This window comes from Streptomyces sp. NPDC003032 (assembly GCF_053591415.1).
On the sequence record NZ_JBSFTT010000022.1, the window covers coordinates 71,860 to 92,385 of the forward strand.

The window sequence follows — 20,526 nt, forward strand, 5'->3', positions numbered from 1 at the left end:
CGCCGCGAGGCGCAGAGCCGCGAGGCGGAGAGCGGAGAGAGGAGAGAGGAGGCGACGTGAAGGTGGTCTGTCAGGAGGCCTGCGGCAACGCGGACCCGGGCTGGGACGCCGGCTGCCCCTCGGCGAGCCCGTCCAGGCGGCGGTGGCCCCAGTCCGACAGGGGAGCCAGCGCCTCGCAGAGGTCACGGCCGAACTCCGTGAGGGAGTAGACCGTCTTCAACGGCCGTACGTCGTGCACCTCCCGGTGCACGAGGCCGTCCGCCTCCATCTCGCGCAGCGCCTGGGTCAGCACCTTCTCAGTGAGCCCCGGCAGCAGACGGAGGATCTCGCCGGGCCGGTGCGGGCCCCTTTCGAGCGGCCAGAGCAGCGCCGTCTTCCACTTGCCGTCGATCACGGCGATCGCGGCGGTCACCCCGCACACGTTCGGGTCCTGGGCACGGCTGCGCGTCATCTCTGGGCCCTCCCTGTCCTCACCGCTGCCCCAATTGTCCACATAGCAGCTCTCAGCTCCCTATTCGGCTGCCCAGCAGCCTACTTACCGAGCATTCACAGGAGTTCAATCATGTCGTCGTCGCACGCTGAAAAGTCCGCCGTCACCGTCACCGTCCTCGGTCTGGGGCCGATGGGGCGGGCCCTCGCCTCCGCCTTCCTGGCCGCCGGGGTGCGGACCACCGTCTGGAACCGCACGCCGGGGCGGGATGCCGAGCTGATCGAGCGCGGGGCGATCAGTGCTCGTACCGCCGAAGAGGCCGTGGCGGCCAGTCCGCTGACCATCGTCTGCGTCGTCAATTACGACGCCTCGGACGCCCTGCTGCGCCGCGACGCCGTCGCCGACGCGCTCAAGGGCCGCACCCTGGTGAACCTCAGCGCCGACACCCCCGACCGCGCGCGGGACACCGGGCGGTGGGCCGCCGAGCACGGCATCTCATACCTGGACGGCGCGATCATGACGCCGACCACCGTCATCGGCACGCCGGACGGCGTCTTCCTCCACAGCGGCCCCTCGGAGCTATATGAGCGGCACCGCGCCGTCCTGGACGCGCTGGGCGGCACCCATACCCATCTCGGCGAGGACATCGGCCGGGCGGCGGCGTACGACATCGCGCTGCTCGACATCTTCTGGACCGCGATGACGGGGTACATGCACGCTCTGGCGGTGGCCAGGGCCGAGGGCATCTCCGCGCGGGAGCTGGCCCCGTTCGCCCAGGGCATCGGCGCGATCCTCCCCCCGGTCTTCGAGGAGTCCGCCGGAGAGGTCGACGACGGCACCTTCTCCGGCGAGGGCAATCCGATCACCTCGGCGGCCTCGACGATGGCCCACGTCGTCCACGCCTCCGAGGCCCACGGCATCGACGCGGGGGTGATGCGCGCCGCCGAGGGGCTCGCGCGCCGCGTCATCGGCGAGGGCCATGGCGCGGACGGCCCGACCCGGATGACGGAACTGCTCACCCGGCGCTGAGCCCGGGGGCCGGCCCCCGCCCCGGCCCCGGACCCGGACCCGGCCCATCATGAGTGCGAGGCCCCACCACGCGCCCCACCACGCGCCCCACCACGCACCGCGCCACGCGCCTCGCTCAGCGTCGGATAGTCGGTGTACCCGGCAGCCCCGCCCACGTACATCAGCCCCTTGTCCCGAAGTGCGTTGAGCGGCGCCCCGACACGCATCCGCTCGACGAGGTCGGGGTTGGCGAGGAACGCGCGTCCCAGCGAGACCAGGTCGGCCCCGGCGGCCAGCAGCCGCTCCCCCGCCGCCCTGCCCCCGTCGGCGGGCAGCGGTCCGCCCCAGCCGAGGACCGGATTGGCGATGAGCGCGCCCGTCCAGGCCGCCCGGATGCGGCGGAAGAGCGGCTGGTCGGGGTCGGCGAAGACGACGTGGAGGTAGGCGAGGCCGCCGATGTCCGCGAGGGCGTCGACGAGTTCCGGGTAGATGGCCTCGGTGTCGCCCTCCTCGATGCCGTTGACGGTGATGCCGGGCGCGACGCGTACGCCGACCCGCTCGGCGCCGATCGCGTCGGCGACGGCGCGGACGACCTCGACGACGAAGCGGATGCGGTGCGCGACGGGGCCGCCGTAGGCGTCGGTGCGGTGGTTGGTGTTCCGCGCGAGGAACTGCTGGAGAAGGTAGCCGTTGGCGGCGTGCACCTCGACCCCGGCGAAGCCCGCGTCGACCGCGCGGCGGGCGGCGTCCGCGAAGTCCGCGACGGTGGCGTGGATGTCGTCGGCGGTCATCTCGCGGGGCGTGACGGCGGGCCGGTGGCCGGCGGCGGTGTGGATGGTGTCCGGCAGCGGCACCGGCGAGGGCGCGACCGGGGTGAGCCCGCTGTTGTCCGGGTGCCCGACCCGGCCGCCGTGCTGCAACTGCAGGAACATCCGGCCGCCCGCGTCCCGCACCGCGTCCGTGACCTGCCGCCAGCCCGCGACGTGCGCGTCGGTGTGGACGGCGGTGGTATTGGCGTACGTCTGTCCGACGGCATTGGGCGTGGCCGCCTCGGCGATGATCAGCCCGGCGGAGGCGCGCTGGGCGTAGTACGTGGCCATGACGGGCTGCGGGACACCGTCGGCGGAGGCGCGGTTCCTCGTCATGGGGGCCATGACGAGGCGGTTGGGGAGGGGGAGAGCGCCGAGGTGGATGGGGCTCAGGAGGGGGGAGGGGTTCATGGGGCCCGTGACGGCGGCGGTCGTGCTGCCCGTAACGACGGCGACGGACGTGGCGCCCGTGACGGCAGCGGACGTGGCGCCCGTGACGGCGGCGGTCGTGGGACCGGGGACGGACGTGGCGCCCGTGACGGCGGCGGACGTGGGACCGGTGACGGCGGCAGCGGTCGTGGGACCGGTGACGGCGGCGGCGGTCGTGGGACCGGTGACGGCGGCGGCGGTCGTGGGACCGGTGACGGCGGCGGCGGTCGTGCTGCCCGTGACGACGGCGGCGTCGGCCGACGTGGCGCTCGTGACGGCAGCGATCGTGGCGTCCGTGGCGGTCCTGGTGGCGGTCATGGTCTGGCTCCCTGTCTGTTCGCGGCCTCGGCCGGCCGGCGGCGCGGTGGCGCGGTGTTGCGGTGGCGTGGCGGCGTGGTGGCGCCGTTGACAGGGATGACTCTGCGCCAGGGCGCTTCGGGGATCCTGATGGTCCGCTGACGGCCGCGCCGACCGCCAAGGCGGGTCTCACCCCAGCGAAGCGAGCGCCACGTCCACCGTCCGCCGCAGCACGGCCGCGTCAGCCCCGGCGCGGGACCGCAGGTTCACTCCGTACGCGAGGAGTACGAGAATCTCGGCGGCGGCCTCCACATCCGCACCGTCACCCAACTCGCCCTCCGCGCGCGCCACTTCCAGCGCCCCTCGCATCACGTCCCGCAACTGCTCATGATGCTCCTCCAGCAGGGCCCGCACCTCGGGGTCGGTGCGCTCGGCCCCTGCGTGGGCGTTGACGACCATGCAGCCCCAACCCGCGTACGGACCCGAGCAGCGCAGCTCGATCAGCCCGGCGAAGAACGCGCGTACGGAAGCGAGCCCACGGCCGTCCTCGGCGACGAACCGGAACGCGCGCTGGGAGTGGTCGCGCAGATAGCGGCGCAGGGCGGCCAGATACAGCTCCTGCTTGCCGCCGAACGTGGCGTACAGGCTGGAACGGTTGAGGCCCGTCGCGGTCGCCACCGCCTGGATGGAGGTCGTGGCGGCGCCGTGCTGCCAGAAGAGGCGGACGACACGGTCGAGCGCCTCGTCCGGGTCGAAGTGCTTGATGTCAGGCATGTGTTGTTCGACTCCCGCACGTCCTTCGAGACCGCCTCCGAGCTGGCCACCCGGACCCCGCACCCCGGATCCCTGAATCTTCGTTCCTGGAACGGCAATTCCAAGATACCCCTTGACGCTCCACGAACCCCCCAGCATCCTGAAACGAACGTTCCAAGTTCAGTTCAGCCAGGACACGAAAGGCCACCGGCATGAGCCTCAAGGACGACCTCCGCGACCTGTACGTGAACGGCCACCGCAGACTGCCCCCGGACGTACTGGAGGTCATGGACCGCGGCGCCGCGCAGCTCCTCGCCACCCGGCTCGCCGAGAACGCCCTCGGCACGGGCGACCCCGCGCCCCGCTTCGCCCTCGCCTCGGCCACCGGCGAGGAGGTCTCCCTGGACGCCCTGCTGGCCGACGGCCCCGTCGTCCTGACGTTCTACCGCGGCGCCTGGTGCCCCTACTGCAACCTCGCCCTGCGCGCCCTCCAGCAGCACGCGGACGACTTCGCCGCCCGCGGCGCACGCCTCGTGGCGCTCTCGCCGCAGATCCCCGACGAGAGCCTCACCCTCACCGAGAAGGAACAGCTCGCCTTCCCCGTCCTCAGCGACATCGGCTCCGGCGTCGCCAAGCAGTACGGCATCGCCTTCGACCTCTCCGACGAACTGGGTGCCGTGTACGACCGTCTGGGCTTCGAGCTGCACCGCGTGAACGCGGGCCACCACCGCACCCTGCCGCTGCCCGCCACCTACGTCATCGACCGCGCGGGCGTCATCCGCTGGGCGTTCGTCGACACCGACTACACCGTGCGGGCCGAGCCGTCCGACATCCTCACGGCCCTGGACGCTCTGGACACCCCGGTCACCGGGGACGGCGGGGTCGCGCCGGTCACGCAGCCGGATGGCGGTGGCGGCCGCTGAAGAAGGACCGCCGGTAGTCCCCCGGTGCCACCCCGACCTGCTTGAGGAAGTGGTGCCGCAGATTGTTGGCCGTGCCGAGGCCGCTCAGCTCGCCCACCTTCTCCACCGGCAGGTCCGTCGACTCCAGGAGGCTCTGCGCCCGCGCGAGGCGCTGGCTGAGCAGCCACTGGAGCGGGGTCGTGCCGGTGGCCGCCTGGAGACGGCGGTAGAAGGTGCGCGGGCTCATCGCGGCCCGGCGCGCCAGCTCGTCGACGGTGAGTGGCCGGTCCAGGTGCGCGCGGGCCCACTCCAGTACGGGACCGAGACCGGCGTCGTCCGTCGCGGGCACGGACAGGTCGATGAACTGGGCCTGGCCGCCCGGCCGGTGGGCGGGCACCACCATGCGCCGCGCCAGCTGGTTGGCGACGTGCGCGCCGAGGTCGCGGCGCACCAGATGCAGACAGAGGTCGACGCCCGCGGTCAGGCCCGCGCTGGTCAGGACGTCACCGTCGTCCACGTAGAGGACGGAGTCGTCGACCGTCACCTTCGGGTAGCGGGCGGCCAGCTGGGCGGTGTGCATCCAGTGCGCGGTCGCCCTGCGGCCGTCAAGGAGGCCCGCCTCGGCGAGCGCGAAGGCGCCGGTGCACAGCGAGACCATGCGGGCACCCGCGTCATGGGCCGCGCGCAACGCGTCGGTCAGGCCCGGCGCCAGCGGCCCGCCCTCCTCGACGAACGCGTCCGGCACGGAGGTCACGATGACGGTCTCCGCCCCGGCGAGGCCTTCGAGCCCGTAGGGAGTACGCAGCGCGAGGCCGAACTCCCCGCCGTCGGCGTCCCGCTCGCCCGTGGCGCACAGCCGCAGGTCGTACCAGTGGTCGGACAGATCGGGCTGCGGCTTCCCGAACACCGTGAAGGGGATGCTCAGTTCGTACAGATCCCAGGACGGGATCCCGATCTCCTCGGCCACGACCACCGCGACGGAACCAGCGCTCATGCCCCGAGCGTACGAGGGCCGGCGCGCCCGGCGACACCTGGCAGGAATTTGGTGATCGCCGTCACCACTGTCACTGTCCGGCCCCGCCCGGCCCTGCGAGCGTGATCCCCATGAACGCACAGAACACGACCCACGCACCCACCCTGACCCTCACCCTCACCCCCCCCCAGCCCCACCCCCGTCACCGTCATCGGCCTGGGTCTCATGGGTTCCGCACTCGCCACCGCCCTCCTGGACCGGGGCCACCCCACCACCGTCTGGAACCGCACCCCGCAGAAGGCGAAGCCCCTGGGTGACCGTGGCGCGCACTTGGCGGCGACCCCGGCGGACGCCGTCGCCGCGAGCGGCCTCGTCCTGGTCTGCGTACTCGACTACGACGCGCTGCGCACCGTCCTCGACCCGGTGGCGCAGGCGGGCGGGCTGACCGGGAAGTCCCTGGTCAACCTCACCTCCGGGGCGCCGGAGCAGGCCGTGGAGATGGCGGCGTGGGCCGCTTCGCACGGCGCCGGCTACCTCGACGGCGGCATCATGACGACCCCGCCGGGCGTCGGGAACCCCGAGATGATGTTCCTCTACAGCGGCACCGAGACCGTCTTCGAGGCCCACCGCCCCACCCTCGCCGTCCTGGGCGACCCGCTCTACCTCGGCGCCGAACCGGGGCTCGCCTCGCTGTACGACTCCGCGCTGCTCGGGCTGATGTGGGCGACGTTCACGGGCTGGCTGCACGGCACCGCCCTGGTGACCTCCGGCGGGGACGGGGACGGGGACGGGGACGGGGACGGGGGCGGCGTCAGTGATGGGGACGGGACGGCGTCGGCCACGGCCTTCACCCGGATCGCCCTGCGCTGGCTGACCGGCGCCGTCTCCGGTTTCGTCACGACGTACGCGTCCCAGGTGGACGCCGCGCGCTATCCGGGGGACGACGCCACGGTCGACGTGCAGATCGCCGCCATCGGCCATCTGATCCACGCCGCGCGGGCACGCGGCATCGACAGCTCCCTGCCGGAGCTGCTCAGGACGACGATGGAGCGCACCGCCGCCGCGGGCCACGGCTCCGACAGCTACGCGAGCGTCATCGAGGTGATGCGCGCCCCGACGACGCGCCGCTAGGCCGCGCCCGGCCGCCCGACCGACCGGCTGCCCGGCCGACCGACCGGCGCGGATCTCGGGATTCCACCCCGCGCCGTGGTGGGAACGGACAGGATGGACGGGAGACGGCAACCGTTCGTTCGTTCGTCGGCATCCGGGGGGAGCCACCCATGAACCGTCCGCTGCGGCACATCGCCGTCTTCTGCGGAATCCTCACGTTCGCCCTGCTGCTGCGGGCGACCTGGGTGCAGTTCGCGCAGAACGACAAGCTGTCGAACCACGAGAAGAACCGCCGCGTGCAGATCGAGGCCTTCTCCCACCCCCGCGGCGACATCATCGTCGGCGGCAAGTCCATCACCGGCTCGAAGGAGACCTCGGGCTCCGACTTCGAGTACAAGCGGGTCTTCAAGGAAGGCCCGATGTACGCGCCGGTGACGGGCTACTTCTCGCAGGCCCAGGGCAGCACCTTCCTGGAGGGCGTCCACAACAGCATCCTCAGCGGCAACGACGACCGGCTCTTCATCAAGCGCACCCTCGACATGCTGACCGGCAAGAAGCAGCAGGGCGGCGACGTCGTCACGACCATCGACCCGAAGGCGCAGAAGGCCGCCTACGAAGGTCTCGTCGCGCTGGACGCCAAGGGCGCCGTCGTCGCACTCGACCCGCGCACCGGCAAGGTGCTCGCCCTGGCCAGCACACCTTCGTACGATCCCTCGGTCTTCGCGGGCATCTCCCAGGAGGAGGGGCGCACCTTCGAGCGCCTCGCCGAACGCAAGGACAAGCCGCTGAGCAACCGCGCCCTGCGCGAGACGTACCCGCCCGGCTCCACCTTCAAGATCCTCACGGCCGCCGCGGCGCTGGAGCACGGTGTCGTGACGGACATCGACAAGCCGACCGGCGCGAGGACCCCGTACAAACTGCCCCTCAGCTCCACCCGCATCGGCAACGACGTGCCCGACTCCAACTGCGACAAGGTCTCGATGAAGACCGGCATGCAGTGGTCCTGCAACAACGTCTTCCTCGACATCGCGCACAAGGTCGGCAAGGACAAGATGCGGCAGACGGCCGAGCAGTTCGGCTTCAACGAGGAGCAGTTCATCCCGGTGCGCGCGGTCGCCAGCAGCTACCCGGAGAAGCTCGACAAGCCGCAGACCGCCCTGACCGGCATGGGCCAGGGCAGCCTGACCAGCACCCCGTTGCAGATGGCGATGGTCACGGCGGGTCTCGCCAACGACGGCAAGGTCATGAAGCCTTACCTGGTCGAGGAGTTGAAGGGCCCCGACCTGACGACGATCGAGAAGGCCGAGCCCGACGACCTGAACCAGGCCGTCTCCGAGGAGACCGCGAAGGCGGTGCAGGACATGATGGAGAACACCGTCGAGAACGGCACGGCCGACAAGGCGAAGATCGACGGCGTCACGGTCGGCGGCAAGACGGGCACGGCCCAGCACGGCGCGGACGTCAACGACGAACGCCCGTACGCCTGGTTCGTCTCCTACGCGAAGACCCCCGGCGACGACGGCGAGTCACCGGTCGCGGTGGCCGTCTTCGTCGACCCGTCGAACATGGACATCCCCCGCTCGGAGATCGCGGGCGGCAAGCTGGGCGCGCCGATCGCGAAGGCGGTCATGGAGGCGGTCCTGGAGCGCTGACCCCGTTCCATGTCCCCACCTACGCCTCCCGGGGCAGGGGGCCCTACGCCTCCCGGGGCAGGGGGCCCTACGCCTCCCAGGGCAGGGGTCCGCTGTGCACCACGTCGAGCCGTGACACGGCCCGGGTCAGTACGACGTACAGCCGGTGGAGGCCGCGCCGCTCGGCCGCCGCGATCGCGGCCGGTTCGACGGCGACGACATGGTCGTACTCCAGGCCCTTGGCGAGGGAGGCGGGCAGCACGGTCACGCGGGCGCCCAGCTCGTCGGGGCCCGCGCTCTCGATGCCGGCCGTGCGCAGGGCCGCGCGCAGCGGCTCGGTGTGCGCGTCGGCGGCGATGACGCCGATCGACCCCTCCCGGCCGAGCGCGCCCCGCACGACCTCGACCACGGCGGCCTCCACCTCGGTGGACTCCACCGCTGCGGACTTCCCACCGCGCACCTTCCGGACCCGCAACTCCCCGTCCGCGCGCATCGACCGGGCGGGCGGCACGTCCACGTCGAGGTGGGCGAGAAGCCGGTTGGCGAGCCCGACGATCGCCCTCGGCACGCGGAACCCGATGGTCAGCGGCGTCACCGTGGCGTCCGGCTTGCCGAGGTGGCCCAGCAGTTCGGCCCAGCTGCGGGCGGCCCAGGGAGTGGTGGCCTGCGCGAGGTCACCGAGGACGGTCAGCGAACCGAAGTCCGCGCGGCGCGCGATGGCCCGGCACTCCATCGGCGACAGGTCCTGCGCCTCGTCGACGACGATGTGCGCATAACCGGCCGGCCGTTCGAGAAGCCCCTCGATCTCGTCCATCAGGACCAGATCGGCGGAGCTCCACTTCACGGATTTCGCGGATCTCGCGGACTTGTACGAGCGTGGGGGCCTCGTCCACAGGATGTCCCGCTGCTCATCGGCCCCGAGAACACCGTCACCGGCGGCGGCGAGCGCGTCCGGATCGCCCAGCAGCCCCGCGAGCACCTCGTCCGCCCTGACCTTGGGCCAGACCTGGTCGACGAGGGCGCTCAGCGGGCGGGACCGGCCGATCTTCTGCACCCAGGTGTTGTTCCGCGGCCCGGACCGCCGCTCGGCCTGCTCCTGGACGGCCCGCACGACACGGCTCCGCACCCGCTCGCGCCCCACCGCGTACGACGGCTCCTCGGCCCGCACGCTCTCGACGATCCGCTCCAGCTCCTCCAACGGCAGCCGCCAGCGGTACGACCCGTCCGGCACCGCGAGCGCCTCGGCGGGTGCCCGGACGCGGGAGTACAGGGCGCGGCGCAGCACCTCGGCCATCCGGGCGTCGTGCTTGACGAGCGCGGCGGCCTCACTGTCCTCGGCGCGCACCGGATGCCGCCCGACCTCGTCGAGGACGGTGGACTGCCGTACGCCCGTCTCGCCGAGGGACGGCAGCACCTCGGCGATGTAGCGCAGGAAGGTGCGGTTGGGCCCGAGGATCAGCAGCCCGGAGCGCCGCACCCGCTGGGGGTGGGTGTAGAGGAGGTACGCGGCGCGGTGCAGGCCCACGGCGGTCTTGCCGGTGCCGGGCGCGCCCTGCACACAGAGGGAGGCGGCGAGTTCACCGCGTACGAGGTCGTCCTGCTCGGGCTGGATGGTGGCGGCGATGTCCCGCATGGGGCCGACGCGGGGCCGCTCGATCTCCCCGGCGACGATGCGGCTCGCGCCTTCCTCGGCCCCGCCGTCGGTCAGGTGCTCGTCCTCCATGCCGGTGAGGTCCGAGGAGTCCCCCTTGCTGCCTGGCGCCCACCCGAACCGGCGGCGGACGGCGACGCCCTGCGGGTCGCGGGCGCCGGCCTGGTAGAAGGCGCGGGAGACGGGCGCGCGCCAGTCGACGACGAGGGGTGGCGCGGAGGGGTGCTCGGTGATGCGAAGGCGCCCGATGTGATAGCGCTGCCCGCGGTGGTCCCCGGCCTGCGCCGCGTGGGTTCCGGCGGCGGCGAAGTCGAGGCGGCCGAAGAAGAGGGGCGCTTCGGGCAGCTCGCGGAGGGCCTTGGCGTGGCTGCGGAACTGGTAGCCGAGGACCTCCGCGTCGGCACCGGACGCGGAGACGTCGGCTCCTGCGACTACCCGCTCCTCGGCGCCGTCGGCCATCGCGGCGAGGGCGGTCCGGCAGGCGTCGTGGTAGCTGCGTTCGAGGCCGAGGGGTGACGTGTCCATACGGCCACGATAATGTAACCGAGTTAAATTTGATACCGAGGCATATTCGGAACCGGGTAACGTTCGTAACCGAGTAATGCCCCCGCCCCCTAGACTCACCACATGAGCGAAGAAGAGCCCCCCGAGCCGGGACTGCGCAGCCGCAAGAAGCAACAGCGCTACCGCACGATCTCGGAGACAGCGATCACCCTCTTCCTGGAGAAGGGCTTCGACAAGGTCTCGGTGGCCGAGGTGGCGGCCGCGGCGAACGTGTCCAAGCCGACCCTGTTCCGCTACTTCGCGTCCAAAGAGGACCTGGTCCTGCACCGCTTCGCCGACCACGAGGACGAGGCGGCCCGCGTGGTCGCCGCCCGCCCCGCCAAGCGCCCCGCGCTGGACGCGCTGCAACGCCACTTCCTGGACGGCCTCGAACGCCGCGACCCGGTCACCGGCCTCTGCGACAACCCCGCGGTCCTCGCCTTCCACCGCCTCCTCTACGGCACCCCGTCCCTGGTGGCCGGCATCCACGGCTACCAGAACCGTTCCGAACAGGCCCTGTCCGAGGCCCTGCTCACCGCCCACGGCGGCAATCCTCTGGAGTCCCGCCTCGCCGCCGGCCAGATCGTGGCCGTGCAGCGCGTCCTCGCGGAGGAGAACTGGCGCCGGATCACCACGGGCGAGACGGCGGACGAGGTCTGGCCGGACGCGGTGACCTCCGCGAACAGGGCGTTCAGCCAACTCCGCTCAGGCCTGACGCGCTGCGTGTGACGCGCTACGCCCGACCCTGCCTCCCCCAGGTCACCAGGTCACCAGATCACCGGGACACCAGGTCACCGGGTCACCGCCCCTCCACCAACACCGCGACCCCGTCCAACACCCGCTCAAGCCCGAACTCGAACTCCGTGTCGGACTCATCGGCCACGTCAAGCACCCCCGCCCCCAACAACCGCCGCAGCGCCGGAAACCGCCCGGGATCCAGCGAGGTCAACGCGTCGACCGTGCGGGCATACCGCCGCATGACCTCGTCCGGCGCGACGCCCTGCGCCCGCATCGCCACGTCGAGGTCGGCCATGAGCGAGACCTCGTTGCGGACGTAGCCGCCGACCAGCATCATCACGGAGATCTTCCGGCCCTCCTCCAGCCCACTGCCGTCGAGGACCTCCAGCCCCCGCTCCATCCACTCCAGGCCATGCGGCGTGGCGGGCGGTGAACTGATGGGAATCCGCAGCAGCCACAAGTTCCGCTGGAAGACCGCGCGCTGCTCCCGCGCCCACCATTCGAGCCCGGCCCGCCACCCGGCCGCGGACGCGGGCCGCCGCGGCGGGGCGCCGGAGGCGGCGTCCTGCATGAGGACGTACAGGTCGTCCTTGGCGGAGACGTAGCGGTAGAGGGACATGGTCGAGACGCCGAGTTCCTTGGCGACCCGCCCCATGGAGACCGCGTCGATGCCTTCGGCCGCCGCGACGCGGATGCCCGTGTCGACGATGCGTTCCAGGGTGAGCCCGGGCTTCGGCCCCTTCGAGGGCCGCTCCCGCAATCCCCAGGCCGTTTCGAGGCCGGCGGAGAGCCCCGTGTCCTCACCACTGCCGGCCACCATGCGCCCACCCTTTTCCCGCTCGCCCTCACCCGCTCTTGACGCACATGGTAGTTCTGCGTAAGCCTTACACAGTCACGCGTATGCTATACGCAATACGAGCGCGGCACCCGAGCAACCCGCACCCGAGCAACCCGCACCCGAGCATCCCGCACCAAGCAGCCCGCACCGAGCAGCACCGCATCCGAGGAGCACGCACCCATGCCCGGAGCACCCACGCCCCCCGCCATCCAGGCCACAGCCCTGCACAAGTCCTACGGCCCCGTCCCCGTCCTGCGCGGCATCGACCTGCACGTCCCGCGCGGCACCGTCTTCGCCCTGCTCGGTCCGAACGGCGCGGGCAAGACGACGACTGTCCGCATCCTCGCCACGCTCACCGAGCCAGACGCGGGGACCGCGCGCGTCGTGGGCCACGACATCCGCACGCACCGCCGCGAGGCGCGCCGGTCCCTGAGCCTGACCGGCCAGTTCGCGGCGGTCGACGAGAAGCAGACCGGCGCGGAGAACCTCCGCATGATGGCGCGGCTCGCGGGCCTGTCCCGCCCGGCGGCCCGGGCCCGCGCCGCCGGACTCCTCGCCCGTTTCGGCCTCGCGGACGCCGCCGACCGCCTGGTCGCCACGTACTCAGGAGGCATGCGCCGCCGCGTGGACCTGGCGGCGGGCCTGGTCCGGGACCCCGAGGTGATCTTCCTGGACGAGCCGACGACGGGCCTGGACCCGCGCAGCCGCAAGGAGATGTGGGACGTCGTCCGCGAACTGACGGCGCGCGGCACGACGGTCTTCCTCACCACGCAGTACCTGGAGGAGGCCGACCGGCTGGCCGACCGCGTCGCGGTCCTGCACGAGGGCCGCGTCGTCGCCGACGGCACGGCCGCCGCGCTCAAGTCACGCGTGGCGGGCCACCGCCTGGACGTCACGCTCACCACGCGGGAGGCGTATCTGCGCCTGACGAACAGAGCCGCGCACCACTCCCCCGGCACCCTCACCCTCGGCATCCCCACGGACGGCACCGCCACTCACGTACGCGCCCTGCTCGACGGACTCGACCCCCACCGCACGGAGATCGAACGCTTCGCCCTGCACACGGCGACGCTCGACGACGTCTTCCTGACCCTGACCCAGCCGAAGGACCCCGCCCATGCCCCTGCCCCCGCCCCCGCCCATGCCCATGCGCATGTCCCTGTTGACCACGCCCATCTCTGACGCCCTCACCATGACCGGCCGCTCACTGCGTCTGAGCCGCCGCAACACCGACGCGCTGATCACGGCCCTCGCCCTGCCGGTGATGCTGCTCCTGGTCTTCGTGTACTTCTTCGGCGGCGCGATCGACACGGGCACGCGGTACGTGACGTACGTCGTCCCCGGAGTGCTGCTCCTCTGCGCCGGTTTCGGCTCGTCGAACACGGCCGTCGCCGTGACCGAGGACCTCAAGGGCGGCATCATCGACCGGTTCCGTTCGATGGACATCGGCGGCACCCCGATCCTGATGGGCCACGTCCTCGCCTCCACGGCCCGCAACCTGATCGCGACGACGCTCGTCCTCGGCGTGGCCTTCGCCATCGGCTTCCGCCCGTCGGCGACCCTGCCGGGCTCACTGGCCGCGCTCGCCGTACTCCTCGCCTTCATCCTGGCCCTGTCCTGGCTCTCGGCGACGGTGGGCCTGCTGGCCGAGTCCCCGGAGGCGGCGGGCGGCTTCACGTTCTTCGTGAGCTTCCTGCCCTACCCCAGCAGCGCCTTCGTCCCCACCGACACGATGCCCGCCTGGCTCGCCGGCTTCGCCGACCACCAGCCGGTCACCCCGGTCATCGAATCCCTCCGCGGCCTCCTCCTCGACCGGCCGGTGGGCCACACCCCGTGGCTGGCGCTTGCCTGGTGCGCGGGCATTCTGGGGGTTTCGGTGGTCCTCTCGGGACCCCTCTTCGCCAGGCGCACGCGCTGGTAGGGCTGTTCAACTGTCCCGCGGTCGACCCTGGTCCGCTCGCGCCCAGTTCCTCAGCGCCTCCGTGATCTGGTGATGGCTCGGAACCTCCTCCAGCCCCAAGGCGGTCCGGGCGTGGGTGAGGACGCCCTCGATCTTCCGTCCCGCGCGGAAGAGCGGCCACCGGAGGAACGCCGGTTTCGTATCCAGCGTGAGTGCGGTGCGGATGACGTCGGTGAACACCGACTGCGCTCTCTTGTAGTCGAGGAGACGAGGAAGGTCGTGCTCCCATCCTCGGGAACTTCCCGGCCTCGCTTCCTCGACGGCGTCGCGCCAGCGCCGCTTCACCTCCTCTTCCTGATCCGGCCGGTATCGCATCAAGTAGAGGTGCGTGGCCAGGTCATAGAGAGGGTCTCCCACCATGGCCAACTCCCAGTCGATGGCCCATAGCCGCTCACCGGGATCGACGATGAAGTTCTCTCTGTGCAGATCACCGTGGAGCAGCGCGAACGGTCTCGGGGTCAGGACCGAGACGCTCTCCCGCAGCTTCCCGAAACACTTGCGATCGATCCCGAGCGAGTGGAAGAGTTCCCCGAACCGATGCTCGTTCCGCAGATAGACCTGTTCCTCGGTGAAGCAGATCAGCCGGGCCAGGAATGCCGTGGTGTCGCCGTCAGGCGGCCGGTCCTTCGGGACGCACCTGCGTTTCACCAGGAGCTTGTCCACGTCGACCCGGACAAGCTCCTGGAAGAGTTCGACGATCTGGGCGATCAGCGTCTCGGGGATGGGGTCGGCGAACCTGTGGCGCGAGCCGACAGTCCGTCCCTCGATGAATCTCTGCAGACCGAAATCGCCGACATCGATGACGTCCGGAATCCGGGTGATGTGCCCGGCCAGGGCCCGCACCAGCTCCTCTTCCGACCAGAAGCAGCGCCGGTCGAACCAGAGCAGGTCCTTGCGTGGCTCCCGGCACTTCCACCGGACCTGGCCCAAGCCCTCCGATTCACCCGGCAGCGGGAATACATAGGTCTCGTGGTGGTAACCCTTGAGCGGTCCGACGAGACCCCGCTCACTGCCACTCACCCGAGCGGCACGCTCCCGGGCCGCAGAAGTCGCTTCGGATGACATTGCTGTTCTTTCAGCCTGGGACGCCTCGGAGTGATCCGCTGTGAGGACAGAGTGGAGCAGGCTACTCCTGCGCCGGTGAGCCTTACGCCCGTTGTCACTCGAGTGACAGGAATCACGCCACCCACGAGCTAATCCGCGCTCGCCCGTACGAAGACGAGGACACGCCTCACGGTCCGGCCCCTGTCACCGGCGGCTGGCCGAACAACGAGTCGTGGGCCACACTTGCTGAGATGACTTCCCAGAGGCCCTCAGACGGCGGCTCTCCCGACCGGGACGTCCTGCCCGGCCTCGTGGCCTCGGCCGCCGCGCTGCTCTTCGATTTCGACGGACCGGTCACCCGCTTCTTCCACCACTACAAGACGGCACCGATCGCCCGGGAGATCAAGGCCCTGCTGCTGAAGCGCGGTGTGCCGCTGTCCGCCGCCGTTCAGGCCGCACAGGACTCACACGGCCTTCTCCATCTCCTCAGAAGCGGTGTGTTCACGCAGGACGAGCCGGGCCCCGAGGATCAGGAGACGCTGGAACTGGCCGAGGGAATCGTGACGCACCACGAATACCGCGCGGCTCTCGGGGCCGTCCCGGACGAGCACGTCGAGGCCTTGGTCGCGGAGCTGTCCCGGCTGGGCAAACGCCTGGCGATCGTCAGCAACAACGCCGAGGGACCCGTTCGGGCATACCTCGAACGCGTCGGCCTGGCCAAGGAGTTCGAGGTCGTATTCGGGCGCGATCCGCACGAGCTGCGCCGCATGAAACCCGATCCACACCGCGTGGAGGCCGCCGTGCACCACCTGGACCTCAAAGCGGCGGACTGTCTTCTCGTAGGGGACCAGCTCACCGACCTCGAAGCAGCCCACGCCGCAGGGACGCCCTTTCTCGGATATGCCAGGAGCGAGGGCATAGCCGACACGATGCGACGGGCAGGCGCAGCCTGGGCCTGCGCCTCGCTGCTCCCCCTTCTTGAGGCGGCAGCCGGTCTGCCAACCCCAACAGCCCGCTAGCTACCCGGTGTTGCCTGCGCCATGATGGTGCGCCACTACTGGGGAGGGGTCGGTTTGCCCACACGCGGTCCGGATGGGCACAGCAGGTCGTCGGCGCTGGACGCGTTACGGACACGGCTCTCGGACATGAGGTCGGCGTTCATCAAATGGCTGCTCGCTCTCGTGGCGGCACTGGGTGTGGCGGCACAACTGATCGCCCCTCTGGGCGACGCCTTGGGGGGGCAGCAGTTCCTCGGCGGCTCGTTCGCCGCGGTCGTCGCCCTCATACTCTTCGACGCGATCAGCGGCGGCGCGGACCGGGAAGTGTCGGGCGTCGATGTGTTCGGCACTCTGCGCGAACTCAGCGCTCCGGCCAAGGAGGCGTTCGAAGCGCGGCATGTACGGGTCTATTTCGCGGGCTTCACGATGGAGACGCTGTACGGAACCATCAGGGACCTGCTCATGGAAGTCGCCGACGGTTCGCTGGCACCGAAGCGCATCACGCTCCGCATCATCGTCGCCCACCTGAACTCGCCCATGAATCTGCCCGGTGCGCTGACTCCGGCGCGGGACGGCAGCGACACGGTCACATTCGCCGACTCGACCGTGAACCGCGAGCGAATGCGCAACGACTACACACTCAAGTACTGGGAGGAACTCCGGAGGCTGCTGGACCGCGCCCAGCGCAGCAACCCGAGCCTCATCATCGAGTGCGAGGTGCGCGAATCACCTCACGGCCCCCAGTCGAAGCTATACATCTTCAATGAGGAGAGGGCCGTCTACGGAACGTACGGGATCAGAAGAGGCAGCTTCGAGAGGAACAACCAGGAGTACGAGATCCTGGACGCGGAAGGGTTCGGCATCAGGCACGGCGACGCCAGATACCTGAGCTGGAGCAGCCGCTCCCGTACGGAGTCGACGCGGCAGATCGCCGATTACCACATGGAGTGGTTCCAGAATCTCTGGGACGTCCTGGACCAGGTCAAACCGGCGGCACCCGTGATTCATCATCCGGTCTGGGAGCCACCGCCCGGCCCAGGCGGCTCGTCTCTTTGAATCCGGCACAAGTGCCCTACGGGGCCTTCGCGGCTCCTGCGGCGTACACAGCTCTCAGTACCGGCTCCAAGGACGAGACCAGATGCCGGGCACCCGCGTCCCGCAGCAGCCCCGCCTTGCGTTCGTTGCGCGCGTAGCCCAGGAAGCCCACCCCCGCCCGCCGGGCCGCCGTGTAGTCGGTGGGGGCATCGCCGATCATCAAGGTGATCTTCGGATCGGCGCCCATGACGCTCAGGGCGCGCAGCACGCAGTGCGGGTCGGGCTTGAGCAGCCGCAAGTCCTGGGTGCGGCCGTAGATGTGCGGGGCGAAGCACTCCAGGAGGCCGCGGGAGGCGAGGTAGCTGCTGACGGCGCGCGGGGAGTTGTTGGTGGTGACGGCCAGCCGGGCGCCGACCGCCGACCAGGTGCGGATCAGCGGGTCGACGTACGCCGTGGGCCAGGCGGACGCCACGGCGTTCAGCTCCTGCTGGGTGAGCCGCTCCTCCAGCTCTTCGACCAGGTCGCTCCGGGGGCGTCGCCGGTCGACGGCGCGCAGCACGACGTACGGGTCGGGCTCCTGCCGCTCTTCCGCGGTGAGCAGTCCGCGCAGGCCCCGTCCCTCCAGACCCCGGACCTGGTCCTTCGCCACCTCCGCGGCCGAGAGCCCGGCGAAGAGGCGGCAGATGGGGCCGTCGAAGTCGAAGAGGACGAAACGAACGGGGCCGATCAGATCTCGGAGCATCCGAGTCTCTCCTCCGATCGCTGAGGCTCTCGCCGCTTCAGATGTCGTCGAATCAGGGGTCACCTAAGAGAGTGTCAGGTCCGTGGTGATGGTTTCCCAGAGTGCGTCGAACCACTTCTGTGACTCGTCGACGAACAGGGCGTCGCGCGAGACCTCCGCCGCCTTGCCGAAGGAGAAGAGCGGCGCCTTGATGCCCAGCGCGTCATAGAGGTGCACGTTGTCGCTGTCGCCGTCATCACTGAGCTCCAGTTGCTGGGGCACCAGCGTGTAGTACGCGAGCAACGCCTCGCCACCATTCAGCAGATACAGCTTGACCGGCGTGGTGAACGGCAGCGCGCGGAACTGTACCGACACGTCGATGCCGTGTGAGGCCCGCAGCGCGCGCAGGTTGTGGCGCAGCACCTGGCCCTGCGCGTTCCGCTGGGCGAGCCAGCGCTGGTGGAGGCGGTGCCGGCTCTCCGCGTCGCCCTTGATCGGCACCGGGAAGGCCAGCTGTATGTCGCTGCTCGGCAGCAGGATGCGCACCTTGATCGAATCGGGGCGGATGCGGCCCTCGTGGATCAGGCGCACCGGCTCGCCGAGGGCGATCATCAGCGTCTCGGCGGTGTACGACACCACGTCGATCCGCACGTCCGGCTCCGCGAACGCCGCGGCGAGGCGGGGTGCGAGGGCGACCATGGAGGGCTGGGGACCCTGGCTCGCGGGGGCCGGGCCCGCATCGGCGACGCGGGGTGGGCTGCCCTTGCTGACGTTGGACAGGAGGCCTTCGCTCTGGAGCTTCTTCATCGCCTGCCGCACGGCCCCGCGCTCCACACCGAACTCCTCGGCCAGCTCGGCCTGGGTCGGCAGACGGTCCCCCGCTTTGAGCAGGCCCGCCCGGATGCGGTCACGGAGGGTGTCGGCGATGTCCTGGGGTGAGAGCTTTCTGCTGCCGTTCACTGCAACGTTCTCCTGGGTCACGACCAAAAGATACAACTGACCACCATCTCGGGGCAGTTGACTGGAGTTGTTTATTCCGTCCGGCCAAGTGGGGACAACCCAAGCAGAGTTGGTTGCCAACTTGCTCAAGATGGCAGAAGGGGGAACCACCATGCCCGTCATAGCCCTCCTCGCAGCCGTGGTCGCGGTCACCGTCGAGCAGCTCGTGCAGTGGAAGTACGGCCCGATGGGCATCGCCGGTCTCCTCCTGCTGACCATCGGCGTCAAGGCGAAGAGCCCCACGTGCAGCTCCATCGGCGCCGCCGTCCTCGCCCTGATGGTGACGGGGCCGGCGCTCTGACCGGCCGGCGGCGGGCGTCCCTGATCAGCCCGCCGCCAGCTCCAGGTCCCGGCTGATCGTGTTCCACAGGGCGTTGAACCACAGGTGGGACTGTTCCACGAACGTCGTGTCCCGCAGGTCGTCCCCCTCCTTGAACGGGAAGAGCATCGACTGCGTGCCCTGCGCGTCGTACATCTCCAGGGACTCCTGACCGATCTCCTCGTCCCGCTTGGCGAGCGTGTAGTACGCGAAGAGCGCCTCCGCGCCATTGATCAGATACAGCTTCACCGGCGGCGTGAACGGCAGCGCGCGGAACCGCACCGACACGTCGATGCCGTGCGAGGCCCGCAGCGCCAGGAGGTTGTGGCGCAGCACCTGCCCCTGCGCGTTGCGCTGGTCGAGCCAGCGGCGGTGGATCCGGCCGCCCTCGTCGTCCCCGCTGTCGACCGGGATGGGGAAGGCCAGGTCGATGTCGCGGCTCGGCAGCAGCACCCGGACGTCGACCTTGGCCGGTTTGCGCTGTCCGGCGTGGATCTGCCGGAGCGGTTCGCCGATCGCCATGGTGAGCGAGACGGAGGTCAGACAGAGCGCGTCTATCTCCACGTGGGGGGCCTCGAAGGCCGCCGCGACGCGGGGCGCGAGGCCGACCGTCGTGGGCTGCGGGCGCGCCGAGGCGACCGTGTCGAGCGCGCGCTCCGGGGCTTCCGCGACCGTGGCGGGGCTGCCCTTGGACACGTTGGACAGGAGGTGCTCACGGTGCAGGATGCGCAGCGCCTCGCGCACGGCTCCGCGCTCCACACCGAACTCGTCGGCCAGCTCGGCCTGCGTGGGCATGCGCTGACCAGGTCGCAGCGATCCGGACCTGATCCGGTCGCGCAGCGCGTCGGCCACCTCTCGGTGTGAACGCCGCCTCTTGCTCCCGTTGACGGGTGCGTGTTCCGTGCTCACAACCAAACAGTACAACTTCGCGCCATCTTACGGGAGTTGCAGGAAAGGTGGTTATGAGTCGTCTCCTGGCGGAGATAAGTCAGTTGAAGTTGGTAGCCAACTTTGGCGACATGGTCAGACCCCTCCGGGGTTGGCCACCAGCCATCGGCAGCCGCGGCGAAGTTCGCTCCCGGGACAGCCAGTTGGTCACCGGCCCAACGGGGTCCGCCGCCCCGATCCCGAAGGAGGAACGTCATGCCGCTCATCGCCATCGTCGTCGCCGCCCTCGCCATCGGTTTCGAACAGCTCATCCAGTGGAAGTACGGTCCACTGGGCATCGTCGCCTTCGTCCTGCTGACCGTGGGGATCAAGGCCAAGAACAACAAGATCAGCGGGGTCGGGGCAGCGCTGCTCGTCCTGCTCCTCGCACAGTCGGGCTGACGGCCCGGC

At 70.5% G+C, this 20,526-nt stretch carries 21 protein-coding genes; 11 read left to right on the forward strand and 10 right to left on the reverse strand.

The genetic code is table 11. The features are described 5' to 3' along the window. Window positions 1-70: 70 nt before the first annotated feature. Window positions 71-451, reverse strand: a complete 381-nt coding sequence (locus ACWDZ7_RS27670) for a winged helix-turn-helix transcriptional regulator (protein ID WP_451800638.1) — start codon at window positions 449-451, stop codon at window positions 71-73. Window positions 452-562: 111 nt separating this feature from the next. Here ACWDZ7_RS27670 and ACWDZ7_RS27675 point away from each other — a divergent pair, with 111 nt between their 5' ends. Then, on the forward strand, window positions 563-1,459 hold the full coding sequence (locus ACWDZ7_RS27675; RefSeq protein ID WP_451800639.1) for an NAD(P)-dependent oxidoreductase: 897 nt from the start codon (window positions 563-565) through the stop codon (window positions 1,457-1,459). A 47-nt stretch (window positions 1,460-1,506) separates the two neighbouring features. On the opposite strand, the gene ACWDZ7_RS27680 is transcribed toward ACWDZ7_RS27675, so the two are convergent. Then, window positions 1,507-2,658, reverse strand: a complete 1,152-nt coding sequence (locus ACWDZ7_RS27680; protein ID WP_451800758.1) for an alkene reductase — start codon at window positions 2,656-2,658, stop codon at window positions 1,507-1,509. 504 nt (window positions 2,659-3,162) lie between these two features. Next, entirely contained in the window at window positions 3,163-3,747 is a 585-nt protein-coding gene (locus tag ACWDZ7_RS27685; protein WP_451800640.1) for a TetR/AcrR family transcriptional regulator, read from the reverse strand. A gap of 191 nt (window positions 3,748-3,938) precedes the next feature. On the opposite strand from ACWDZ7_RS27685, the gene ACWDZ7_RS27690 reads away from it, so the two are divergent. Then, window positions 3,939-4,649 (forward strand): peroxiredoxin-like family protein, encoded by a 711-nt coding sequence (locus ACWDZ7_RS27690; RefSeq protein ID WP_451800642.1) that lies wholly within the window; start codon window positions 3,939-3,941, stop codon window positions 4,647-4,649. Here ACWDZ7_RS27690 and ACWDZ7_RS27695 read toward each other — a convergent pair. Then, complete coding sequence (locus tag ACWDZ7_RS27695) at window positions 4,618-5,601, reverse strand: GlxA family transcriptional regulator (protein ID WP_451800759.1); 984 nt, start codon at window positions 5,599-5,601, stop codon at window positions 4,618-4,620. The two genes, ACWDZ7_RS27690 and ACWDZ7_RS27695, sit on opposite strands and share 32 nt — an antisense overlap. Before the next feature lie 210 nt (window positions 5,602-5,811). On the opposite strand from ACWDZ7_RS27695, the gene ACWDZ7_RS27700 reads away from it, so the two are divergent. Beyond that, window positions 5,812-6,732: an NAD(P)-dependent oxidoreductase gene (locus ACWDZ7_RS27700; protein ID WP_451800761.1), complete on the forward strand. Its 921-nt coding sequence runs from the start codon at window positions 5,812-5,814 to the stop codon at window positions 6,730-6,732. Between the two features lie 149 nt (window positions 6,733-6,881). After that, entirely contained in the window at window positions 6,882-8,363 is a 1,482-nt protein-coding gene (locus ACWDZ7_RS27705) for a peptidoglycan D,D-transpeptidase FtsI family protein (RefSeq protein ID WP_451800644.1), read from the forward strand. A 67-nt stretch (window positions 8,364-8,430) separates the two neighbouring features. Here ACWDZ7_RS27705 and ACWDZ7_RS27710 read toward each other — a convergent pair whose 3' ends face one another. Next, entirely contained in the window at window positions 8,431-10,518 is a 2,088-nt protein-coding gene (locus ACWDZ7_RS27710) for a HelD family protein (protein WP_451800646.1), read from the reverse strand. Window positions 10,519-10,620: 102 nt separating this feature from the next. Here ACWDZ7_RS27710 and ACWDZ7_RS27715 point away from each other — a divergent pair, with 102 nt between their 5' ends. Beyond that, the gene (locus tag ACWDZ7_RS27715; protein WP_451800647.1) at window positions 10,621-11,265 is read left to right on the forward strand and encodes a TetR/AcrR family transcriptional regulator; all 645 of its coding nucleotides are present in this window, start codon (window positions 10,621-10,623) and stop codon (window positions 11,263-11,265) included. A gap of 70 nt (window positions 11,266-11,335) precedes the next feature. Here ACWDZ7_RS27715 and ACWDZ7_RS27720 read toward each other — a convergent pair whose 3' ends face one another. After that, window positions 11,336-12,094, reverse strand: coding sequence for a TetR/AcrR family transcriptional regulator (locus ACWDZ7_RS27720; protein WP_451800649.1), 759 nt, complete (start codon window positions 12,092-12,094; stop codon window positions 11,336-11,338). 198 nt (window positions 12,095-12,292) lie between these two features. Between ACWDZ7_RS27720 and ACWDZ7_RS27725 the strand changes: the two genes are divergently transcribed. Both ACWDZ7_RS27725 and ACWDZ7_RS27730 read left to right on the forward strand, forming a co-directional pair. Next, window positions 12,293-13,294, forward strand: coding sequence for an ATP-binding cassette domain-containing protein (locus ACWDZ7_RS27725; RefSeq protein WP_451800651.1), 1,002 nt, complete (start codon window positions 12,293-12,295; stop codon window positions 13,292-13,294). After that, entirely contained in the window at window positions 13,266-14,033 is a 768-nt protein-coding gene (locus ACWDZ7_RS27730) for an ABC transporter permease (protein WP_451800652.1), read from the forward strand. Before ACWDZ7_RS27725 ends, ACWDZ7_RS27730 begins: the two co-directional genes overlap by 29 nt. A gap of 6 nt (window positions 14,034-14,039) precedes the next feature. Here ACWDZ7_RS27730 and ACWDZ7_RS27735 read toward each other — a convergent pair whose 3' ends face one another. After that, on the reverse strand, window positions 14,040-14,915 hold the full coding sequence (locus ACWDZ7_RS27735; RefSeq protein WP_451800654.1) for a phosphotransferase: 876 nt from the start codon (window positions 14,913-14,915) through the stop codon (window positions 14,040-14,042). Window positions 14,916-15,367: 452 nt separating this feature from the next. On the opposite strand from ACWDZ7_RS27735, the gene ACWDZ7_RS27740 reads away from it, so the two are divergent. Both ACWDZ7_RS27740 and ACWDZ7_RS27745 read left to right on the forward strand, forming a co-directional pair. Beyond that, the gene (locus tag ACWDZ7_RS27740; protein WP_451800656.1) at window positions 15,368-16,135 is read left to right on the forward strand and encodes an HAD family hydrolase; all 768 of its coding nucleotides are present in this window, start codon (window positions 15,368-15,370) and stop codon (window positions 16,133-16,135) included. Window positions 16,136-16,261: 126 nt separating this feature from the next. Further along, complete coding sequence (locus tag ACWDZ7_RS27745) at window positions 16,262-17,170, forward strand: hypothetical protein (RefSeq protein ID WP_451800658.1); 909 nt, start codon at window positions 16,262-16,264, stop codon at window positions 17,168-17,170. Between the two features lie 16 nt (window positions 17,171-17,186). On the opposite strand, the gene ACWDZ7_RS27750 is transcribed toward ACWDZ7_RS27745, so the two are convergent. Then, complete coding sequence (locus tag ACWDZ7_RS27750) at window positions 17,187-17,891, reverse strand: HAD family hydrolase (RefSeq protein ID WP_451800660.1); 705 nt, start codon at window positions 17,889-17,891, stop codon at window positions 17,187-17,189. A 63-nt stretch (window positions 17,892-17,954) separates the two neighbouring features. Beyond that, window positions 17,955-18,857, reverse strand: coding sequence for a winged helix-turn-helix domain-containing protein (locus ACWDZ7_RS27755; protein WP_451800763.1), 903 nt, complete (start codon window positions 18,855-18,857; stop codon window positions 17,955-17,957). Window positions 18,858-18,981: 124 nt separating this feature from the next. On the opposite strand from ACWDZ7_RS27755, the gene ACWDZ7_RS27760 reads away from it, so the two are divergent. Further along, the gene (locus ACWDZ7_RS27760; RefSeq protein ID WP_451800662.1) at window positions 18,982-19,170 is read left to right on the forward strand and encodes a hypothetical protein; all 189 of its coding nucleotides are present in this window, start codon (window positions 18,982-18,984) and stop codon (window positions 19,168-19,170) included. Window positions 19,171-19,194: 24 nt separating this feature from the next. Here the strand turns inward: ACWDZ7_RS27760 and ACWDZ7_RS27765 are convergent, their stop codons facing one another. Then, window positions 19,195-20,103 (reverse strand): FadR/GntR family transcriptional regulator, encoded by a 909-nt coding sequence (locus ACWDZ7_RS27765; protein WP_451800664.1) that lies wholly within the window; start codon window positions 20,101-20,103, stop codon window positions 19,195-19,197. Window positions 20,104-20,331: 228 nt separating this feature from the next. On the opposite strand from ACWDZ7_RS27765, the gene ACWDZ7_RS27770 reads away from it, so the two are divergent. Beyond that, window positions 20,332-20,517, forward strand: a complete 186-nt coding sequence (locus ACWDZ7_RS27770; RefSeq protein WP_451516446.1) for a hypothetical protein — start codon at window positions 20,332-20,334, stop codon at window positions 20,515-20,517. The last annotated feature ends 9 nt before the right edge of the window (window positions 20,518-20,526 follow it).

Bases quoted from the DNA above. Each gene is read 5' to 3' on its own strand.
- ACWDZ7_RS27670 (WP_451800638.1), bottom strand. From the start codon at position 451: ATGACGCGCAGCCGTGCCCAGGACCCGAACGTGTGCGGGGTGACCGCC.
- ACWDZ7_RS27675 (WP_451800639.1), top strand. From the start codon at position 563: ATGTCGTCGTCGCACGCTGAAAAGTCCGCCGTCACCGTCACCGTCCTC.
- ACWDZ7_RS27680 (WP_451800758.1), bottom strand. From the start codon at position 2,658: ATGAACCCCTCCCCCCTCCTGAGCCCCATCCACCTCGGCGCTCTCCCC.
- ACWDZ7_RS27685 (WP_451800640.1), bottom strand. From the start codon at position 3,747: ATGCCTGACATCAAGCACTTCGACCCGGACGAGGCGCTCGACCGTGTC.
- ACWDZ7_RS27690 (WP_451800642.1), top strand. From the start codon at position 3,939: ATGAGCCTCAAGGACGACCTCCGCGACCTGTACGTGAACGGCCACCGC.
- ACWDZ7_RS27705 (WP_451800644.1), top strand. From the start codon at position 6,882: ATGAACCGTCCGCTGCGGCACATCGCCGTCTTCTGCGGAATCCTCACG.
- ACWDZ7_RS27710 (WP_451800646.1), bottom strand. From the start codon at position 10,518: ATGGACACGTCACCCCTCGGCCTCGAACGCAGCTACCACGACGCCTGC.
- ACWDZ7_RS27715 (WP_451800647.1), top strand. From the start codon at position 10,621: ATGAGCGAAGAAGAGCCCCCCGAGCCGGGACTGCGCAGCCGCAAGAAG.
- ACWDZ7_RS27720 (WP_451800649.1), bottom strand. From the start codon at position 12,094: ATGGTGGCCGGCAGTGGTGAGGACACGGGGCTCTCCGCCGGCCTCGAA.
- ACWDZ7_RS27725 (WP_451800651.1), top strand. From the start codon at position 12,293: ATGCCCGGAGCACCCACGCCCCCCGCCATCCAGGCCACAGCCCTGCAC.
- ACWDZ7_RS27730 (WP_451800652.1), top strand. From the start codon at position 13,266: ATGTCCCTGTTGACCACGCCCATCTCTGACGCCCTCACCATGACCGGC.
- ACWDZ7_RS27740 (WP_451800656.1), top strand. From the start codon at position 15,368: ATGACTTCCCAGAGGCCCTCAGACGGCGGCTCTCCCGACCGGGACGTC.
- ACWDZ7_RS27745 (WP_451800658.1), top strand. From the start codon at position 16,262: ATGAGGTCGGCGTTCATCAAATGGCTGCTCGCTCTCGTGGCGGCACTG.
- ACWDZ7_RS27750 (WP_451800660.1), bottom strand. From the start codon at position 17,891: ATGCTCCGAGATCTGATCGGCCCCGTTCGTTTCGTCCTCTTCGACTTC.
- ACWDZ7_RS27760 (WP_451800662.1), top strand. From the start codon at position 18,982: ATGCCCGTCATAGCCCTCCTCGCAGCCGTGGTCGCGGTCACCGTCGAG.
- ACWDZ7_RS27770 (WP_451516446.1), top strand. From the start codon at position 20,332: ATGCCGCTCATCGCCATCGTCGTCGCCGCCCTCGCCATCGGTTTCGAA.